This window comes from uncultured Thiothrix sp., from assembly GCF_937873765.1.
Taxonomy (GTDB): domain Bacteria; phylum Pseudomonadota; class Gammaproteobacteria; order Thiotrichales; family Thiotrichaceae; genus Thiolinea.
On sequence record NZ_CALMZC010000039.1, the window covers coordinates 45,073 to 62,240 of the forward strand.

General features: G+C 45.9%; 16 protein-coding genes. 11 read left to right on the forward strand and 5 right to left on the reverse strand.

The genetic code is table 11. The annotated features are described in order from the left end of the window. The 8 genes from tolB to acs all read left to right on the forward strand — a co-directional run bounded on the left by tolB (position 1) and on the right by acs (position 10,950). Positions 1 to 1,248 (forward strand): Tol-Pal system beta propeller repeat protein TolB, encoded by a 1,248-nt coding sequence (gene tolB / locus Q0307_RS11320; protein WP_298660617.1) that lies wholly within the window; start codon positions 1 to 3, stop codon positions 1,246 to 1,248. Between the two features lie 25 nt (positions 1,249 to 1,273). Next, entirely contained in the window at positions 1,274 to 1,975 is a 702-nt protein-coding gene (locus Q0307_RS11325; RefSeq protein WP_298660619.1) for an OmpA family protein, read from the forward strand. A 5-nt stretch (positions 1,976 to 1,980) separates the two neighbouring features. Then, the gene (gene ybgF, locus Q0307_RS11330) at positions 1,981 to 3,183 is read left to right on the forward strand and encodes a tol-pal system protein YbgF (protein ID WP_298660621.1); all 1,203 of its coding nucleotides are present in this window, start codon (positions 1,981 to 1,983) and stop codon (positions 3,181 to 3,183) included. A 166-nt stretch (positions 3,184 to 3,349) separates the two neighbouring features. After that, positions 3,350 to 6,277, forward strand: coding sequence for a molybdopterin oxidoreductase family protein (locus Q0307_RS11335; RefSeq protein WP_298660623.1), 2,928 nt, complete (start codon positions 3,350 to 3,352; stop codon positions 6,275 to 6,277). A gap of 3 nt (positions 6,278 to 6,280) precedes the next feature. Further along, positions 6,281 to 6,976 carry a 4Fe-4S dicluster domain-containing protein gene (locus Q0307_RS11340; RefSeq protein WP_298660625.1) on the forward strand — a complete coding sequence of 232 codons (696 nt, stop codon included), beginning with the start codon at positions 6,281 to 6,283 and terminating at the stop codon, positions 6,974 to 6,976. A gap of 11 nt (positions 6,977 to 6,987) precedes the next feature. Beyond that, on the forward strand, positions 6,988 to 7,932 hold the full coding sequence (locus tag Q0307_RS11345) for a DmsC/YnfH family molybdoenzyme membrane anchor subunit (protein ID WP_298660628.1): 945 nt from the start codon (positions 6,988 to 6,990) through the stop codon (positions 7,930 to 7,932). A gap of 143 nt (positions 7,933 to 8,075) precedes the next feature. Then, positions 8,076 to 8,858 carry an ATP-binding protein gene (locus tag Q0307_RS11350; RefSeq protein WP_298660630.1) on the forward strand — a complete coding sequence of 261 codons (783 nt, stop codon included), beginning with the start codon at positions 8,076 to 8,078 and terminating at the stop codon, positions 8,856 to 8,858. A gap of 151 nt (positions 8,859 to 9,009) precedes the next feature. Then, the gene (gene acs, locus Q0307_RS11355) at positions 9,010 to 10,950 is read left to right on the forward strand and encodes an acetate--CoA ligase (RefSeq protein ID WP_298660632.1); all 1,941 of its coding nucleotides are present in this window, start codon (positions 9,010 to 9,012) and stop codon (positions 10,948 to 10,950) included. Positions 10,951 to 11,054: 104 nt separating this feature from the next. On the opposite strand, the gene Q0307_RS11360 is transcribed toward acs, so the two are convergent. Further along, entirely contained in the window at positions 11,055 to 11,369 is a 315-nt protein-coding gene (locus Q0307_RS11360; RefSeq protein ID WP_298660634.1) for a DUF2288 family protein, read from the reverse strand. 184 nt (positions 11,370 to 11,553) lie between these two features. On the opposite strand from Q0307_RS11360, the gene Q0307_RS11365 reads away from it, so the two are divergent. Together Q0307_RS11365 and Q0307_RS11370 are read left to right on the forward strand one after the other, a co-directional pair. Then, positions 11,554 to 12,237 (forward strand): SctK family type III secretion system sorting platform protein, encoded by a 684-nt coding sequence (locus Q0307_RS11365; protein WP_298660636.1) that lies wholly within the window; start codon positions 11,554 to 11,556, stop codon positions 12,235 to 12,237. After that, on the forward strand, positions 12,215 to 12,844 hold the full coding sequence (locus Q0307_RS11370; protein ID WP_298660638.1) for a FliH/SctL family protein: 630 nt from the start codon (positions 12,215 to 12,217) through the stop codon (positions 12,842 to 12,844). Before Q0307_RS11365 ends, Q0307_RS11370 begins: the two co-directional genes overlap by 23 nt. Positions 12,845 to 12,894: 50 nt before the next feature. Here the strand turns inward: Q0307_RS11370 and Q0307_RS11375 are convergent, their stop codons facing one another. The 3 genes from Q0307_RS11375 to cas6 all read right to left on the reverse strand — a co-directional run bounded on the left by Q0307_RS11375 (position 12,895) and on the right by cas6 (position 14,309). Beyond that, positions 12,895 to 13,089, reverse strand: a complete 195-nt coding sequence (locus tag Q0307_RS11375) for a hypothetical protein (RefSeq protein WP_298660640.1) — start codon at positions 13,087 to 13,089, stop codon at positions 12,895 to 12,897. 86 nt (positions 13,090 to 13,175) lie between these two features. After that, complete coding sequence (locus Q0307_RS11380; protein ID WP_298660644.1) at positions 13,176 to 13,520, reverse strand: TusE/DsrC/DsvC family sulfur relay protein; 345 nt, start codon at positions 13,518 to 13,520, stop codon at positions 13,176 to 13,178. 102 nt (positions 13,521 to 13,622) lie between these two features. Next, positions 13,623 to 14,309 (reverse strand): type I-MYXAN CRISPR-associated protein Cas6/Cmx6, encoded by a 687-nt coding sequence (gene cas6, locus Q0307_RS11385; RefSeq protein ID WP_298660646.1) that lies wholly within the window; start codon positions 14,307 to 14,309, stop codon positions 13,623 to 13,625. Positions 14,310 to 14,497: 188 nt separating this feature from the next. Between cas6 and Q0307_RS11390 the strand changes: the two genes are divergently transcribed. Continuing rightward, the gene (locus tag Q0307_RS11390; RefSeq protein ID WP_298660648.1) at positions 14,498 to 15,694 is read left to right on the forward strand and encodes an alanine--glyoxylate aminotransferase family protein; all 1,197 of its coding nucleotides are present in this window, start codon (positions 14,498 to 14,500) and stop codon (positions 15,692 to 15,694) included. 43 nt (positions 15,695 to 15,737) lie between these two features. On the opposite strand, the gene Q0307_RS11395 is transcribed toward Q0307_RS11390, so the two are convergent. Next, entirely contained in the window at positions 15,738 to 16,916 is a 1,179-nt protein-coding gene (locus Q0307_RS11395; RefSeq protein ID WP_298660651.1) for a hypothetical protein, read from the reverse strand. Positions 16,917 to 17,168: the final 252 nt, after the last annotated feature.

Consider the following 17,168-nt stretch of genomic DNA (forward strand, 5'->3'; position numbering starts at 1 on the left):
ATGAAACGCCAATTGATTGTATTGTTAGTATTAGTCAGCGGCTTATTTGCCTCATTGACAAGTCGTGCTGAATTGGTGATCCGTATTACCGATGGTACCAATGACGGGATTCCTGTGATGATCGTACCGTTTCAAGGCGGTGATCTAGCGGGAGTGATTGAAGCAGATTTACAGCGGACGGGTTTATTTACCTTAATTGATCCGGCTAAGGCTGGTCAAGCCTTAGCGATGGGACAGCCTTTCCAAACCGAACCTTTGCGCGCGAGCGGTGCCGAATATGTCATTGTCGGTAAGCAGGCTGGCTCCTTGGAGTTTGAAATCTTGAATGCCGCAACCGGTAAACGCACGGCGGGTTATCGAATTGCGCAGATTGCGAGTACCCGTCGGATGGGGCATAAAGCTGCTGATTTAATTTTCGAGCGTTTGACTGGCAAGCGTGGTGCCTTTGATACTCAAGTCGCTTATGTATCTGCTAGTGGCCCCGCCAAAGCGCAAACTTATCAACTAATTGTGGCTGATGCGGATGGTTTTAATCCACGTACTATTCTGCGCTCTAATAAGCCTGTAATGTCACCCAGTTGGTCGCCTGATGGCAATCGTTTGGCGTATGTTTCGTTTGAAAGTAATCGTTCGGTGATTTATACGCAGGATTTAGTTTCTGGTGAGAAACGCACCATTGCAGATCATCCGGGGATGAATGCAGCGCCTGCATGGTCACCCGATGGGCGTTTAATTGCCATGAGCTTATCCCAAGAAGGTAATCCTGATATTTATTTGATGGATGCTCATGGCGGTGGTTTGCGCCAGATCACCACCTCTAAAGCGATTGAGACTGAGCCGGCTTGGGCAAATAACAATACTTTAATTTATACCTCAGACCAAAGTGGTAGCCCACAGTTGTATCGGACGACAGTCGCTGGCGGTGAGGGTTCACGTTTAACTTTCACAGGTGAATATAATGCTGCACCTAGTGTAGTAGGCAATATAGTGGCAATGGTGCGGGATATTGGTAGTACTAATCGGATTGCTTTAATGAATGCCTCATCCAGTGATTCTAAGCTGGTATCAGAAGGGACTTATGATGAGTCTCCTTCGTTAGCACCGAATGGTGAAATGGTGGTTTATGCCACCGAAGCGGGTGGGCGCGGTGTCTTAGCAGTGGCTAGCGCTAATGGCAAGGCGCGTCAGGTGTTGGCTACTCAAGTCGATGATGTGCGTGATCCCGCATGGTCTCCTTATTTAGATTAATGCTATGAACGAGGGAGTAATAGCAATGCATCGTAAACTTCTTTTAAGTTGTATGTTAGCGGTTGGAGTTTTAAGTGGCTGTCAAACAGCCCCACGGCCACTAGAGCCTATTCCTGATATTAATGCTTTCGGTGGTGCAGGTGGCGTTGGCCAAGGTGGTACGGGGCAAGTAGGTACTGGTCAAGGCCAAGGTGGTATGGGTGGAAATGGTCAGTATAGCCACGGTGCTGGCGGACGAAATCCACAGGGCGGTCAAGGTGGTGCTGGTCAGTACGGTGGTAATGGTCAAGGTCAAGGCGGCTATGGGCAGGGGGGATACGGTGGTGCTGGGATGGCAGGGCAAGGTAATAGCCCTTATACCCCTGCGGACTTAAATAACCCTAGCAGTATTCTTGCACAGCGCGTTATTTACTTCGATTATGACCAAGCGCGTATCCGTGCTGAGTATTTGCCAGTACTAGAAGCACATGCTTCGTTATTAAGCGCTTATCCTAATTTAAGGGTTAGACTTGAAGGACATGCAGACGAACGTGGTTCACGTGAGTACAATGTAGCTTTGTCAGAACGTCGGGGTTATTCGGTACGTGACTACATGGCGGCGCGAGGGCTGAAAAATCAGCAAGCTGAAATAGTGGGTTATGGGGAAGAAGTACCCGCTTCACTGGGGCATGGTGAGAAATCATGGAGTGAAAACCGCCGAGTTGAAATTATTTATGTAGGAGAATGAAGGGTATGTGTTACAAGCTTGACCGGAGCCTATTAGGTGTTCTGGTAGCTGTTATGCTGATGGCTCCACCTGTGCAGGCACTCAATGATGACGTGGCTGTGCAGTTGCTGGAGCGACTTAATGATTTAGAAGGGGAAGTAACCGCTTTACGCACTGAGAACGAAAACTTAAAAGATAAGCTCGACGGTGCACCCACACGTGCAGAAGATGAAGAGCAAATTAAGGCGGAGGCTGCGCAAGCAGGCGCTGAAGATGGGGTTCAGTTAGATGAGCAAGCACCAGCAGCAGAGGCAGAAACAACAACCGAGCCACTGATTCCCGGCGTAAATATTATTGTTGAACAAGCTACTTCGACTGTAGATGCAACTGATATTCCATCCTTGGAACAAGAACCTTCCATGCCCGAAGCGGCTGAGTCCGTTATTGGCAGTGAAACTAAAACAGAAGATCCTGGTACAGCAGATGTACCTGCACAAACCGACTTTTTAACCACTGGTCCAACTGATGCAGCGCCTGCCTTACTTAATGCTGGAGCGGCAACGGTCACTCCTGAAGCTGCCGATCTAGCACCTACAGAAGGTAAACCCGCCGAACTAACTATCAGTACTGCAGTCACCACGCCACCCGTAGAGGCAACACTTGCACCTACTGCAGCAACTACAGAGCCACCAGCCGTACCAGTAGTTGATCCAAAAAGTAAGGATAGTTATTACTACTATGGTACCTCCGAAGCTGAGAAAACCACTGAGTTAAAGCCAGTCGCTGCAGCCGTGCCAGCAGCGCCTGCTACTTCGACTCCAGTAGCAGTGACTACAGAGGATGGGCGTAAAGCGAAAGCGGATTACAATCAAGCCTATCAGCTTTTGGTGAGCAAGCCTGTAGAAGCAGCCCCTTTATTCCGCATTTTCTTAGAAAACTATCCGCAGCATGAATTAGCAGCGAATGCTCAGTATTGGTTAGCTGAAGCGCTGTATGCTCAAAAGAATTTTGAGGGTGCTTCTAAAGAGTTCATGAAAGTATTAAAGCAATATAAAAATAGCCCTAAATCTTCGGGTGCTGCTTTGAAGCTTGGCTACTCCTTTTATGAGCTTCAACAATGGGAGTATGCACGTCGTACTTTAGAAGACACAGTGCGTTTCTTCCCCGATAGCAGTGCAGCCAAATTAGCAGAGACGCGCTTGCAAAAGATGAAAGACGAAGGCCATTAAACGCTCTTCCGCCTAGGCTCGAGTTTAATAAACCGGCTTCTAGCCGGTTTTTCTTTTATAAGAAAATTTTATTTATATAGATAAAAATTATTGTTGCTAGATTAAGTAATATAGCTGAATATGCATAGTTAAGTATATTACTGTATTACTATATTCAGAGGTACAGATGAGCGCATTGCCAGAATTTGAAAAGCGCGGGCAGCAAGAAGTAAAAGCCACCACTTGCTATATGTGTGCTTGCCGTTGCGGTATTCATGTCACAGTCGAGAATAATAAGGTCCGCTACATTCAAGGCAATCGGGATCATCCGATCAATAAAGGCGTGCTCTGTGCCAAAGGCAATGCAGGGATTATGAAACAAAATTCGCCTGCCAAGCTCAATTCACCGTTATTGCGTAAAAAGGATACAGAGCGTGGAGAAGGTGAGTTTGAAGCCATTACGATGGCTGAGGCACTAGACATTCTCGAAGCACGCTTACGCAAAATTCGTGAAACTGATCCGCTGAAATTGGCTTATTTCACGGGGCGTGACCAGATGCAGGCACTTACCGGCTTTTGGGCTTCGCAATTTGGTACGCTCAATTGGGCAGCACATGGTGGCTTTTGCTCAGTGAACATGGCGGCGGGCGGCCTTTATACAATGGGTCATGCGTTTTGGGAGTTTGGCGATCCGGACTGGGAGCGCACTAAGTATTTTATGCTCTGGGGGGTTGCGGATGATCATGCCTCTAACCCGATCAAAATTGGCCTCGAAAAGCTCAAGCGCAATGGTGGCAAGTTTATTGGCATCAATCCTGCGCGTACTGGCTATCAAGCTATCGCGGATGAGTGGGTGGCGATTAAGCCGGGTACGGATGCGATGCTGGCTCTCTCTATGCTGCATGTTTTGCTAAAAAATGATCAGTTCGATTGGGAGTTTCTGATTCGCTACACCAATGCAGCTCAATTGGTGATACATACCCCTAATCAAGTAGGGCACGGTTTACTGCTACGTGACGCAGAGGGCAAAACGCTAGTTTGGGATATGCAGCTAGCAGCACCTATCGATGGTTCACGCCCGAGTATTACCCCCGCGCTGTTCTTCGAGGGTGAAGTCAATGGTAAGTCGGTTAAATCGGTGATGACATTGATTGCCGAAGAATATCTGGATGATCAATATGCACCCGAAAATGCCGCAAAAATCTGTGGAGTTCCGTCTGAGCAAATTGAGCGTTTAGCGCTGGAAATGGCGCATGTCGCTTTCAAGGAAAGTATTGAAGTTGATGTGCCGGAAGGTTGGACGGATTGGGCAGGACGTAAGCATTACAAGTTTGTGGGTCGTCCGGTTTCAATGCACGCCATGCGCGGGATTTCAGCGCACTCCAATGGCTTCCAAACCTGCCGTGCAATTCATTTCTTGCAAATCATGTTGGGTACGATTGATGTTCCGGGCGGACATTTAGCCAAGCCGCCTTATCCCAAACATATTCCACCTGCGATTAAACCGGCGAAAGATTGTGCACCGAACACACCCTTAAAAGGCCCACCACTCGGTTTTCCCACTGGTCCTGAAGATTTAGTGATGGATGCGAATGGCAAGGCTAAGCGCATCGACAAAGCTTATTCTTGGGATGCGCCGATGTCGAATCATGGCCTGATGCACATGGTGATTACTAATGCAGTGAAGGGTGATCCTTATAAAATCGACACGCTGATGATGTTCATGGCGAATATGGCGTGGAATTCAACCATGAACACCGGCCAAATTCAGGACATGCTGCGTGAGAAAGAGGTGGACGGTGAATATAAGATTCCGTTTATCGTTGTCTCCGATGCCTTCCATTCGGAGATGGTCAATTTTGCTGATTTGATTATTCCAGATACGACGTATTTGGAGCGTTGGGACACGATTTCCATGCTGGATCGACCGATTTCTGAGCCACATGCAGCTTGCGATTCGATTCGCCAGCAGGTGATTGAGCCAGAGCGTGATGTGCTGTCGTGGCAGGAGGTTCAAATTGAACTGGCTGGGCGTTTGGGTTTTCCGGCCTTCACTAATCCCGATGGTTCGCGCAAATATCAAGGCTATAAAGACTTCATTATTAATTGGCAACGTGAGCCGGGCATTGGCTTTCTGGCAGGTTGGCGTTTGGATGAAAACGGCAATGAAGTGCATCTACGTGGCAAGCCCAATCCCAAACAATGGGAGCGTTATGTAGAGCATGGTGCTTTCTTTGAAATGCATTTGCCGGAGCATATTCGTTACTATCGTCATGCCAACAAGGATTATCTAGAATTTGCAAAAAATGCTGCTTGGGTGGGTTCGACTAACCAAATTGTCATTGAGCTGTATTCCGAGGCTCAGCAGCGTTTTAAATTGGCAGGGCAGGGCTTATATGAAGGGCCAATGCCAACAGAGGCGCATCACAAAGAACGCCTAAGTACCTACTTCAATCCATTACCGTTTTACTACAAGCCTCTTGAACAATGCCGGATTGCTGAGGACGAATATCCCTTCTATGCGGTGAATCAGCGCCCGATGTTTATGTATCATTCGTGGGATTCACAAAATGCGTGGTTGCGGCAGATTTGTGCGCAGAATTTCCTGTACATGAATCGTCAACGCGGCACGGAAATGGGTATTAAAGACGAAGCTTGGTGCTGGGTCGAATCGCATCACGGCAAAATTCGTGTGCAGGTGAAGCTCGTGGAGGCTTGTCAGTACGATACCGTCTGGACATGGAACGCAATTGGTAAGCAAAAAGGTGCGTGGGGCTTGGATGAGCAAGCCAATGAGTCGAATGATGGCTTCTTAATGAATCACCTGATTTCGGAATTGCTGCCCGTGAAAAATGATGCCCTAGATCATGTCACTAATTCCGACCCGATTACTGGACAAGCCGCTTGGTATGACTTGAAGGTAAAAGTCTATCCCGCGGCTGATGGTGAAGTAGGTACATGGCCAAGCTTCCCTATGATTAAAGCTTTACCGAATGCTAAACCATCGCCTGAAATATTACGCTATCAAGCACATCAAGCCGTGAATTTACAGCGTCCAATGGATGATGTATTACACCGGGGTAGTGTACATGCTGCTAAGGCGCTGGAGGAGTAAGCCATGAAATTAGGTTTAGTGATCGATTTAGATGTTTGCGTTGGTTGTCATGGTTGCGCGGTGTCCTGCAAACAGTGGAATACTTCAGGTACCACAGGGCCTTTGACCGATTATCGTCCATATGGCGAAGATCCGAGTGGCGTGTGGTTTAACCGTATTCGTAGCTACGAAGTAGGTGAGTATCCACATAACAAAACTATTAATTTTCCGATGTCTTGCATGCATTGTGAGCAGGCAGATTGTGTCGATGTCTGCCCTACCGGTGCAAGCTATAAGCGTAAAGAAGATGGTGTGGTACTGGTCGATCAAGATAAATGCATGGGCTGCAATTATTGCTCATGGGCTTGTCCTTATGGCGCGCGTGAGTTGGATCGCTCCTCAGGCACGATGAAAAAATGTACTCTATGTATTGATCGCATCTACGACGAGCGCTTAGATGAATATGACCGTCAGCCGTCCTGTGTGATTACTTGCCCCGCCCATGCGCGTCATTTTGGTGATTTCGATGATCCCGAATCCAAGGTCAGTAAACTGGTACGTGAACGTGGGGGCTATGCTCTCATGCCTGAACTCGGCTACAACCCTACTAACCGCTATTTACCTCCACGTGTCGCGCGGCCAGTTTCGACTGCAGATGTGAGCAAAAAATCACTGATCAGCTCGGTGAAAGAGTGGGTAAACAAAGCGGTTGCCCGCTAAGGAGAAAAACAATGCATCCAGCATTTTCGGTAATCTTTTTTACGGTAGCTTCAGGCGCGGGCTATGGTTTGTTTATTCTGATGGCTTTGGCTTATATCTTAGGCTTTGTTGAGTTTGATAAGGGCAGTATTTTAACAGGTGGTCTATTATCCCTCACGTTAATTTCTGCGGGGCTATTATCCTCAACTTTGCATTTAGCCAATCCAAAGAATGCTTGGCGAGCGTTTTTTCGTTTTAAAACCTCTTGGTTAGCGCGTGAAGGCGTATTTGCAGTGCTATTTTACCCAGTGGCACTCTTGTTTCTGTTAGGTGTTTGGGTGAATGCGGATAAACCAGATTATAATGGTTTAGTTGCAGTGATTGGCTTTGCAGCCTTGGTCTTAGCTTTAGCAACTTTATTTAGTACCGGAATGATTTACGGTTGCCTGAAGACTATTCGGCAATGGAATACGGCGTTGACACCAACAAATTATATTTTGTTAGGTTTAGCAACGGGCAGTATTTTATTGGTGTTGATTTTAGCTCTGAATAGTAAGCCGACTATAGTAGTAGCTAGTTTATCCGTGGCTTTGCTAGCAGTCGCTGCAGTGAGTAAAGCGATTTACTATTTCTGGGTGCGTACTGTTACGGGGCCAACTATTAATACCGCAACAGGTTTTACCCGTGCGCAAGTGCGTTTATTCGATACAGGGCACACTGCCGGGACCTTTCTAACGGATGAGTTTGCCTATTTTACACCGGCTAAACTATTGCTATCACTACGGATAACAGTTTTTGTGGCTGGTTTCTTTATTCCATTATTTTTTATTGGCCTAATCGCTTTAGGCCTACAAAGCAGTATGCTGGTTTTCCTTGCAGTTTTAGCTGGTTTTACAGGTATTGGTGCTGAGCGCTGGTTATTCTTCGCTGAGGCTCGGCATGTGATTCGCCTTTATCATGGTGCGCAACATACTTAAAATTCAGTAGTCATTAACTATTAAAACATTAATTCGCTGCGATCTAAGTATCGGTCTTACAAAAGTAAGGCCGATATTTGTTTAGATTCTTTGCTGTGGATGCTACTAGCATCGTTGTACAAAATCGGCTATGTTTCCAAGCTATGAAGCATACAAATGAAGCTAGTTTAGGGTTCGGCACCTATGACTTTATTGCACCGCCTAAATCTTTGATACGTGCAGTCGGTAAGGCGATTGGTGACTATCAATTAATTCGTGCAGGTGACCGAATTCTATTGGGGCTGTCGGGGGGCAAAGATTCCTTATCGCTGCTGCATATTTTGCGGCATTTCCAGCGTCATGCGCCGGTTCGCTTTGAGTTCGCAGCCGTCACGATTGACCCACAATCCGGTGCTTTTGACCCTTCGCCTTTGATTCCTTATATGGAAAAATTGGGTGTACCGTATTTCTATGTGCGCGAACCCATTATGAATCTGGCCGAAACGCATATGGACAATAATTCCTATTGTGCGTTCTGTTCACGGATGAAGCGTGGTTTGATGTATAAGACCGCGCGTGAACAAGGCTATAATGTTCTAGCCTTAGCACAACATTTAGATGATTTAGCCGAAAGCTTCCTAATGTCCGCGTTTCATGGTGGCAAGCTCAAAACCATGAAAGCGCATTATCAAATTGATGCGGGCGATTTACGAGTGATTCGTCCTTTAGTACAGGTGCGTGAGCGGCAAACTGCTGATTTTGCTAAGACAGCACAGTTGCCAGTGATCATGGAAAATTGTCCTGCTTGTTTTGATATGCCGACGCAAAGGCAGCATATGAAAGCATTACTCGCTGCTGAAGAAGCTAGCAATTCTAATCTTTTCAAAAGCCTAGCCACGGCTATGCAGCCTTTAATTCGTGATGGGCTAAACAATACTTTCGAGTAAAATTGTCGACAATCCTTGGATATTACCGGTGTTTTTCTGGACTTTTCACTAAGATTGTATAAATATAGCGTGCCAGAGAGCGATTTATACTAAAAAAATACATAAGCACCCAGTAGTTTGTAAGCCATTTTTCGTTAGTGAGGAGTCAACCATGTCTATTAAGACGTATCCTGTGCCTGCTGAGTTTGCAGCTAATGCTCATGTTAATGCAGAACAATATGCCAGCATGTATAAGCAATCCGTCGAGGATCCAGCCACGTTCTGGGGTGAGCAAGCTGAGAAATACCTAACTTGGAGCAAGAAGTGGGATAACGTTCTGGATTGGAGCTTTGATGAAAGCGACATCCATATCCGCTGGTTTGAAGGTGGACAATTAAACGTTGCTGAAAACTGCCTAGATCGTCACTTAGCGACTCGCGGTGATCAAGTTGCGATTATTTGGGAAGGTGATAGTCCCAATGAAGACCGCAAAATTACTTATAAAGAATTACACGAAGAAGTTTGTAAGTTCGCGAATGTGTTGAAAAGCCGTGGTGTGAAAAAAGGCGACCGCGTCTCTTTATATTTACCGATGATTCCTGAAGCAGCCGTAGCCATGTTAGCTTGTGCGCGTATTGGTGCTGTTCACTCTATCGTCTTTGGTGGTTTCTCCCCTGATGCTTTACGTGATCGTATTCAAGGTGCTGAATGCGGTGTCGTTATTACCTCTGACCAATCCATGCGTGGGGGTAAGCGTGTTCCGCTGAAAACCAATGCAGACAAAGCGATTGCTCAATGCCCAACCGTACATACTTGTATCGTGGTCAAGCGTGGCGGTGATCCCGTTGAGTGGAATTCACATGACGTTTGGTATCATGAGGCTTTAGCTGAAGCTTCTGTTGATTGCCCTGCTGAGCCAATGGATGCGGATGATCCTTTATTCATCCTCTACACTTCTGGTTCTACAGGTAAGCCTAAAGGCGCACTGCACACCACAGGTGGTTATTTGCTGCAAGCGGCGATGACTCAGAAACTCGTATTTGATTATAAAGAAGGCGAGGTTTACTGGTGTACAGCGGATGTGGGTTGGGTAACAGGCCACTCTTATATCGTCTATGGTCCTTTAGCCAATGGTGCTACCTCTTTAATGTTCGAAGGCATTCCAACCTATCCAGATGCAGGTCGTTTCTGGGATGTCTGCGACAAGCATGACGTTGCGATTTTCTACACGGCACCCACTGCTATTCGTATGTTGATGGGGCAAGGTGAAGAATTTGTAAATCGCGCTAAGCTCGAAAAATTACGCGTACTTGGTTCAGTCGGCGAGCCGATCAATCCAGAAGCTTGGGAGTGGTATAACCGCGTGGTCGGTCGTAATCGTTGCCCAATCGTGGATACTTGGTGGCAAACTGAAACGGGTGCACATATGTTAACTCCATTGCCAGGTGCAACACCGTTGAAACCGGGTTCTGCAACCAACCCTTTCTTCGGTGTGCAACCTGTGCTCTTGGATGACAAAGGCATGGAAATCGAGGGCAACCCAGCCGAAGGTAATCTCGCGATTAAAGCACCTTGGCCATCGATGATGCGTACCGTTTATGGCGATCATAAGCGTTTCTATGAAACCTATTTCGCGATGTATCCGGGCTACTATTTTACCGGTGACGGCGCTCGCCGTGATGAAGACGGTTACTATTGGATCACTGGCCGGGTGGATGACGTTCTGAATGTTTCTGGTCACCGTTTAGGTACGGCTGAAATCGAATCAGCTTTAGTTCTGCATCCAAAAGTAGCGGAGGCCGCAGTAGTAGGTTACCCACATGAGCTGACGGGTCAAGGTATCTATGCTTATGTCACGCTGATGTCTGGCGTTGAGGGTACTGATGCGCTGAAAAATGATTTGATCAATTTAGTTCGTAAAGAAATCGGCCCAATCGCTAAGATCAACTTACTGCAATGGGCACCCGGCTTACCAAAAACTCGTTCTGGCAAGATCATGCGGCGTATTCTGCGTAAGATTGCTGCGAATGAGCTGGATGGTTTGGGTGATACCTCAACACTGGCTGATCCAAGCGTAGTCGATAATTTAGTCGCTCAACGTGAAAATAAATAAATTCACACTGAAGTTGCTATAACACATTGCCGCTTCTAGGAGCGGCAATTTTTTTGGTTGATCTAAGTAAATTGAGCATATTGCAGCCAGTAAACTGTTGATCGCTAAATTAATCTATGGGTAGGCTTTTTTTGTACCACCACCCAAGGCGCAACGACTACAGCCCAAAGATTATTGTCATCAGCAGCCCATTCTTTGGCGATTACATCAGGCAGAATGCGCACTTGTTGGGTATTTAGCCAGCTCGAAACTTTGCTAGCATCGTCATTCGCTAGAGCTGTTGCCACTTCAATCAGATCAAGTTCGGTTGTCGCTTGTAAGATCCGCCCACGCGCAAAGAAAAAGCCCAATTCTTTCCATGTAATACGGCCTGTTTCTAAGTTCAAACGTGTGGAGAGGGGTAGTTCAAATTCATCCATATACCAAATCTCAGTGCCAATGATTCATGAGGAGAGTGGCGTATTGTAAAGAGCTTGAGGGATGAATGCCAAAGAGCGTTTAACTTAGTAAATCCTCCGACTGTCGATCAGGTTTTCATAGACTCCCTTCATTTGACTGATAATGTGCGCAATCAGTCAACTCAATATGAATGAGCTTAAACACGTGGAATCCACCAGTAATAGCAAGATAGCGAATTTGGTGTGGGAATTTAATTTCCGCCCGGATCACTATATCCATGTGAGTTGGCTTGACCAAATGCCTGATGGCCCAATCATTAAAAAATTGGTGGGTAAACAACGGAGCGCAGACCGTATTGTCCAGCACTTATTGCAACGTTTTGGTTTAGAAAATCAAGTCTTTTTCAATTTTACTAATTCGTTGACACGAATTTCCTTGTGGTCAGGTGATGATCTAGAGCGGCTGATTTTTTATGTAGGTACAGTGTTTTATTACAAAAAAGTACAAAAGATTGTAGTACGTGAAGAAGTACAAAAACTCCAAGAACAGCTCGGCTCTGACCTGTTTAGCTTTATGCATCGGCGCGCTGCTTTAATGAAAGGTAACTTGCCCTTAGATTTAAACCTACCAGATAAGCTCGATCCACATCATAGTTTAATCGTGGCGGGGATGCTGTGCCTAAATCAAGCTTTACAAGAGTACCCCGTTGCTTTGCGCAAGCGATTAATGCTGAAGTTGCCTTACCAATGGTATCTATTACTGAAAAAGGCTGAGTCCTTAGCTAAGCAATTACACGGACAAAACAAAGAATGTGCTGCCTTAATACAAAAAATAGCCATAGAAGTGCGCATGAGGATCGATAGCGATGGACAAATTCGTTTCAATTAAGCCACTTGACTCGCAATTGGAGCCGGGCAAAGTCGTACTGAAAGCGAACGATTATCGGCATTTAGTTAATTATGAAACCTTAGTCCAAGAAATGGCACTGCGCGACCAAGCACGCGAGCAGCGTGCTACTCAAGTGCTTACTGAGGCTATTCAAGCAGGTATGCAGCAAGGCCGGGCGCAAGCCCATGATCAAGTGGTACAACAGCTTTTAGGTTTTACCATCAAAATGCACGATAATTTACGCAATATTGAATTAGCCCTCGTTCAAGTTGTGATTGATTCGGTGCAGCAAATTCTACATACTTTTGAAAACCGGGAGTTAGTCGCTAGTACGGTGCGACGGGGGATGGATTTAATTCGCAGTAGCAAAAAGCTGATTATCCGCGTTCATCCACAAATGCAAGATGTGGTCTTAGAGCAATTAGAGGAATGGCAGCGTACCATTGTCCATATTGAGGTTTTACCCGATACTCAGTTGAAGCTGGATGAATGTGTGCTGGAATCTGATGTGGGCATTATTCATGCCAGTGTCGAGCAGCAGATGGAATCATTAATTCGGGCTTTGCGTAAGACTTTTCCTTTGCCCAAAGCACGTCCATCACCATAAAAAAAGCCGCTAGGAGACAGCGGCTACAAAAGCTATCAAGAGAAATTCGTTTATTTCCAGAAATTAGCTTCTTTGGAAGCAATCTCGCGCACTTCAGCAGCTAATTCAGTGTAACGATCACGATATTCTTTCCATTCGCCGACATAATAGTCCTCGGCATTAAATTGGCCTGAATGTTCATAGGCCATGAATTTCTTTTGCATATCTAGCATTTCTTGAATTAGGGCTTGTTTACGCTCGTTCATGGTGTTGGTCTCTTAACTTAAGCAATTCATCAGGGCAGCATAAACGCTGAGGTTTATCCAGCCCATACCTCTTAATGGTTAAAGTCTCAGTAGCCACCTTTGCGATTGGTAGCAGGTAAACCAGCGATCTTCAAGCCCTGCTTACTCGGGGCACGTGGAAATAAGTTGTAAAGATCTTTGCTGCTAAGTTTTTTATTATCCCATTTCTCAGCCATGGCTTTGAGAATAGCGCGCTCCATGGGTTGGTTGCCATTATTGTTAATGTACTCTTCGCGCAAATAATTGAGTACATCCCAATGTTGCTCAGTCAATTCGCCAATCCCATCTTCGGTTGCAAGTTGTTGGGCAACTTCCTGATCCCAGTCATTCAAGTCGACCAGATAACCAGTCTCAGTCAGCTCAATAGTTTTACCATTGATTTCTAATGCCATCTTTATTCCTCTTATGCTTTAAGGTGTATTCAATTCACTTTAGAAAAATTATACTTGGCGTCCAAGGCCTCACTACTGCTCTAAAGGGATAGCTGTGTGGGTTTATTCGGTGGGTTTGAGGGTTTTAATACCTTTGTGTGGCAGCAATAAGCCACAGCCATAGTGCCGACCTACGCCTAACCCCACTTGCTGTAAGCGGATCGAGGTTTCATTATCCAAATCGGCGAGCATTAAATGTCGAGTAAAAATAGAATTTGTACCGACACGCAAGTGCTGGCTGCGTCCACAGAGCATTTTCTTGATTTTAAACTGGGCGATTTGTTTCACTTCTGCGGCCATGCGTTGTAGGAATTCTTTTTCCGATTCAGTCTCAGCGGAAACAACATAGCGAGCAAACAAGACGGCTGCATTAGAGAAAGGCTTTTCTTTGGCTTCACCCACTTCAAGCTTATATTCTCCCCAACTAAGGATTTGACCGGTTAAAGCTTGTGCTGCTTGGATGCGCTGCTTAGGAATGCGTAACTCCAAACGTGTACGGCGCGAAGGTATCAATAAGCCATTTTGTTCTTCAGGACGCAGCCAGCCGTTGCCACTCTCAGCGACATGAATCGTATGGACACCAGCTAAAGTTTCGCCCTCAAACCAAGGCAGTGCTTGATGAATTGCCACCGATAAATCCCAAGCATGATCAAGCGGTAGTTGCTTGCAACGCATCGCAAAGCTTAAGTCTAAAATATCATCAGGAGCCTGATAGGGCAGGGTTTTGTCTTCATCTTCTTGCCAAAACATCAGATGTTACCTTCAGAAAATCAGATCAGCAGCAAAGCACGCTTTGAGCCGCTTGTATATATTCAGCATGGAAGATGGATGCACATGGCAGGATGCTGTGCAGGGGCTTGCAATCATGCTAGGCATGGCGTACAAGGATTCCCCCATTTTATTTAAAGTTACTAAAAGCGAATAGGACATCAAATTTCATGAGCGAGTCTCTCTCCCCTCCGAATATTGTTCCTTTAGAACAGATTTTACCAGATGAACCATTATTAATGATGGGGGCGGGACCGGTACCGATTCCGCAAAAGGTTGCAGCGGCGAATTCAATCGTTATTAATCATCTCGGCGACACCATGAATCGTGTCATTGAGCAGGTTAAAGACATGAGCCGCTATGTCTTCCAAACTCGCTCTTCGCATGTAATGGGGGTGAGTGGCCCAGGTTCTGCGGCGATGGAAATGGCCATTGCCAATTTAGTGACGCCTGGTTCGCGAGTTTTGTGTATTACTAATGGTTATTTCAGCCAGCGCTTAGCAGAAATGGCACGGCGGGTCAGGGCAGAACCAACCCTCTTAGAAATGCCTCGTAACCAAGGTGCAGATGTCGAAGCGGTTGAGCGTGAGTTACAGCGCACTAAATATGATGTTGTCACTATGGTGCAGGGTGAAACTTCTAATACCGTTTTCAATCGCGAGCTAGAACAAATCGCGAAACTTGCAAAGCGCTATGGCTGCTTAATCATTGTTGATGCGGTTTGTACACTCAGTACCATGCCGCTTGAAATGGATAATTGGCAAGTGGATGCGATTATCACCGGTGGCCAAAAGGGTCTTTCCTCGATCCCGGGTGTATCTTTGTTAGCCTTCTCGGAAGAGGCATGGGCACGCAAAATCGCCAATCGCCAAGACTTACCTTATCACTGGTGTTTGGACGCGCAATTAGCGGATAAATTCTGGAACCAAAAATCCTATCATTACACTGCACCAGTTTCGGGCATTTTGGCTCTGCATGAGGCTTTACGCCTAGTTTGTGAAGAAACCTTGCCGAATCGCTTTCGCCGCCACTTACGCTGCTCGGAGGCGCTGCAAGCGGGTTTAGAGGCGATGGGCTTAGAATTATTAGTGGAAAAGCAGCATCGCTTAAATTCGGTCATTGGGGTTGTAGTGCCCGATCACGTATCTGCGGACGCGGTGCGTGCCGATATGTCTTGCATCCACAAAGTCGAAATTTCTGGTGCTTTTGGCCTGAATATCTTACGCATTGGCCAAATGGGCGAGCAGAGCCGTGCGCATAACTTATTTAGAACCTTGCATGCTTTTGGTTCGAGTATGCGTAAATGCGGTGCTAAGTTGGACTTGCCAGCCGGTATGGCTGAATTAGAGCGCGTGTTATCGCATTAAGCGCTCTATTTGTCCGCAAGCCAGTCATTGTAGAAATGGCTGGCTATAAGCCACAGATCCCATTTTCATAGACATTCATGACTGTTTTAAGCTCGTGATAAATATAATCTCGTTCGGCTTTTGTATAGATTTGTAGTGAGCTAGGGATTTCATCATTGTCAAGACTGGCTAGTAATAGATTAACTGCCATACAGCCTTGAGTAGCTAGGGTATCAATAGCTTGATCGAGTTTAGTGGTATCTATCACCTTAGTTTCAGTCGTTGGCTCATTAAGGTCGCCCCCAATCCAAAAGCTTAAACCTTTGCTCAGAAACTCATCGTAGCTTAGATAATGTGTGCCATCACAAGAAAAGTTTAAACCCACTTTACCATTCACAATATTCAAAGAGGCAGTCCGCAGATAGATGATTTCATCGGCAAAGCGTAAGGCTTTAAATTGGCGCAGGATTTTTTTAATCTGTTCACGCGGTACAATCGCCCGATCAAAATAAGATCGGCGTGGATAGGCAAGGCAGATATTGGTATCCGCTAATTCTTCCATCGTGAGGATGCGATACACATAAGGATCGTCGACATGCCAAATTGTGGAACGGCTGGCTGAAAAGTGCAGTTGAAAATCATGGACGCCCTGATCTACAACTAAAGCCTCATGCACCGAAAGTACGTGGTCAATTTGCTTGTCTAGTAAGCTTTCTACCCGTTCTTGAGTGAATAAGCCTTGGCGAATGGCTGGATCACCTTTAATTTGCCGCCATTTGCTAGGTTCTTCATAAATCATTTCTGAATGTGGTAGCTCACGTAAATCATAATCCACTCCTAGAAAACCCAAGCGTTGGCCTTGTGCATCACGAATAGTTTGAATTGCAGTCAAAGATGGGCGCTTTTTGTTGCGGCTCATATAAGCAGCGGATAAATTAAAATCAATGCGGTCGTCATAGATATGCTGCAAATAAGGTCGGGTCGAGCGGTCACGCTGATAATCGCTTAGCTCTAAGCCATAACGATTAATCGTTGAGCTAATTTGCACCGCTTGAGTATCTAATACATACACATATTTGCAATGATCAATCGCTTTGAAAATCAAGCGCAGTTGCTCATCGAGTAGCTGACGATCTTGCAAACGGGTTTGTAAGGTTGCTGCATAGTGCTTTAAAGACGCTCCTAATAATTCAATGAGGCGTGCTCGTTGGTGTTCTATCGATTTTTGTAAAGTTTGCGGCATCGTTTAGCTTCATCGTTAAAGTCAGGAAGTTTCATCCTAAATAAACTCGCCAACTGACGCTATATAGCGAATGAGCTAAGCGAGTTCCGCGCTTTTTACAAACGGAGCTAAGTTCATTAAATTGGCTTTTCTTAGGATTCCGGATTGCCTAGGATCAATAGCCAGACAGCACTGTGGAATGAAGGACATGAGAATCTTAAGGTTTAGTGAGCTAATGTAATCTAGTGTAATGCTCGGCTTACAATTTGTAAG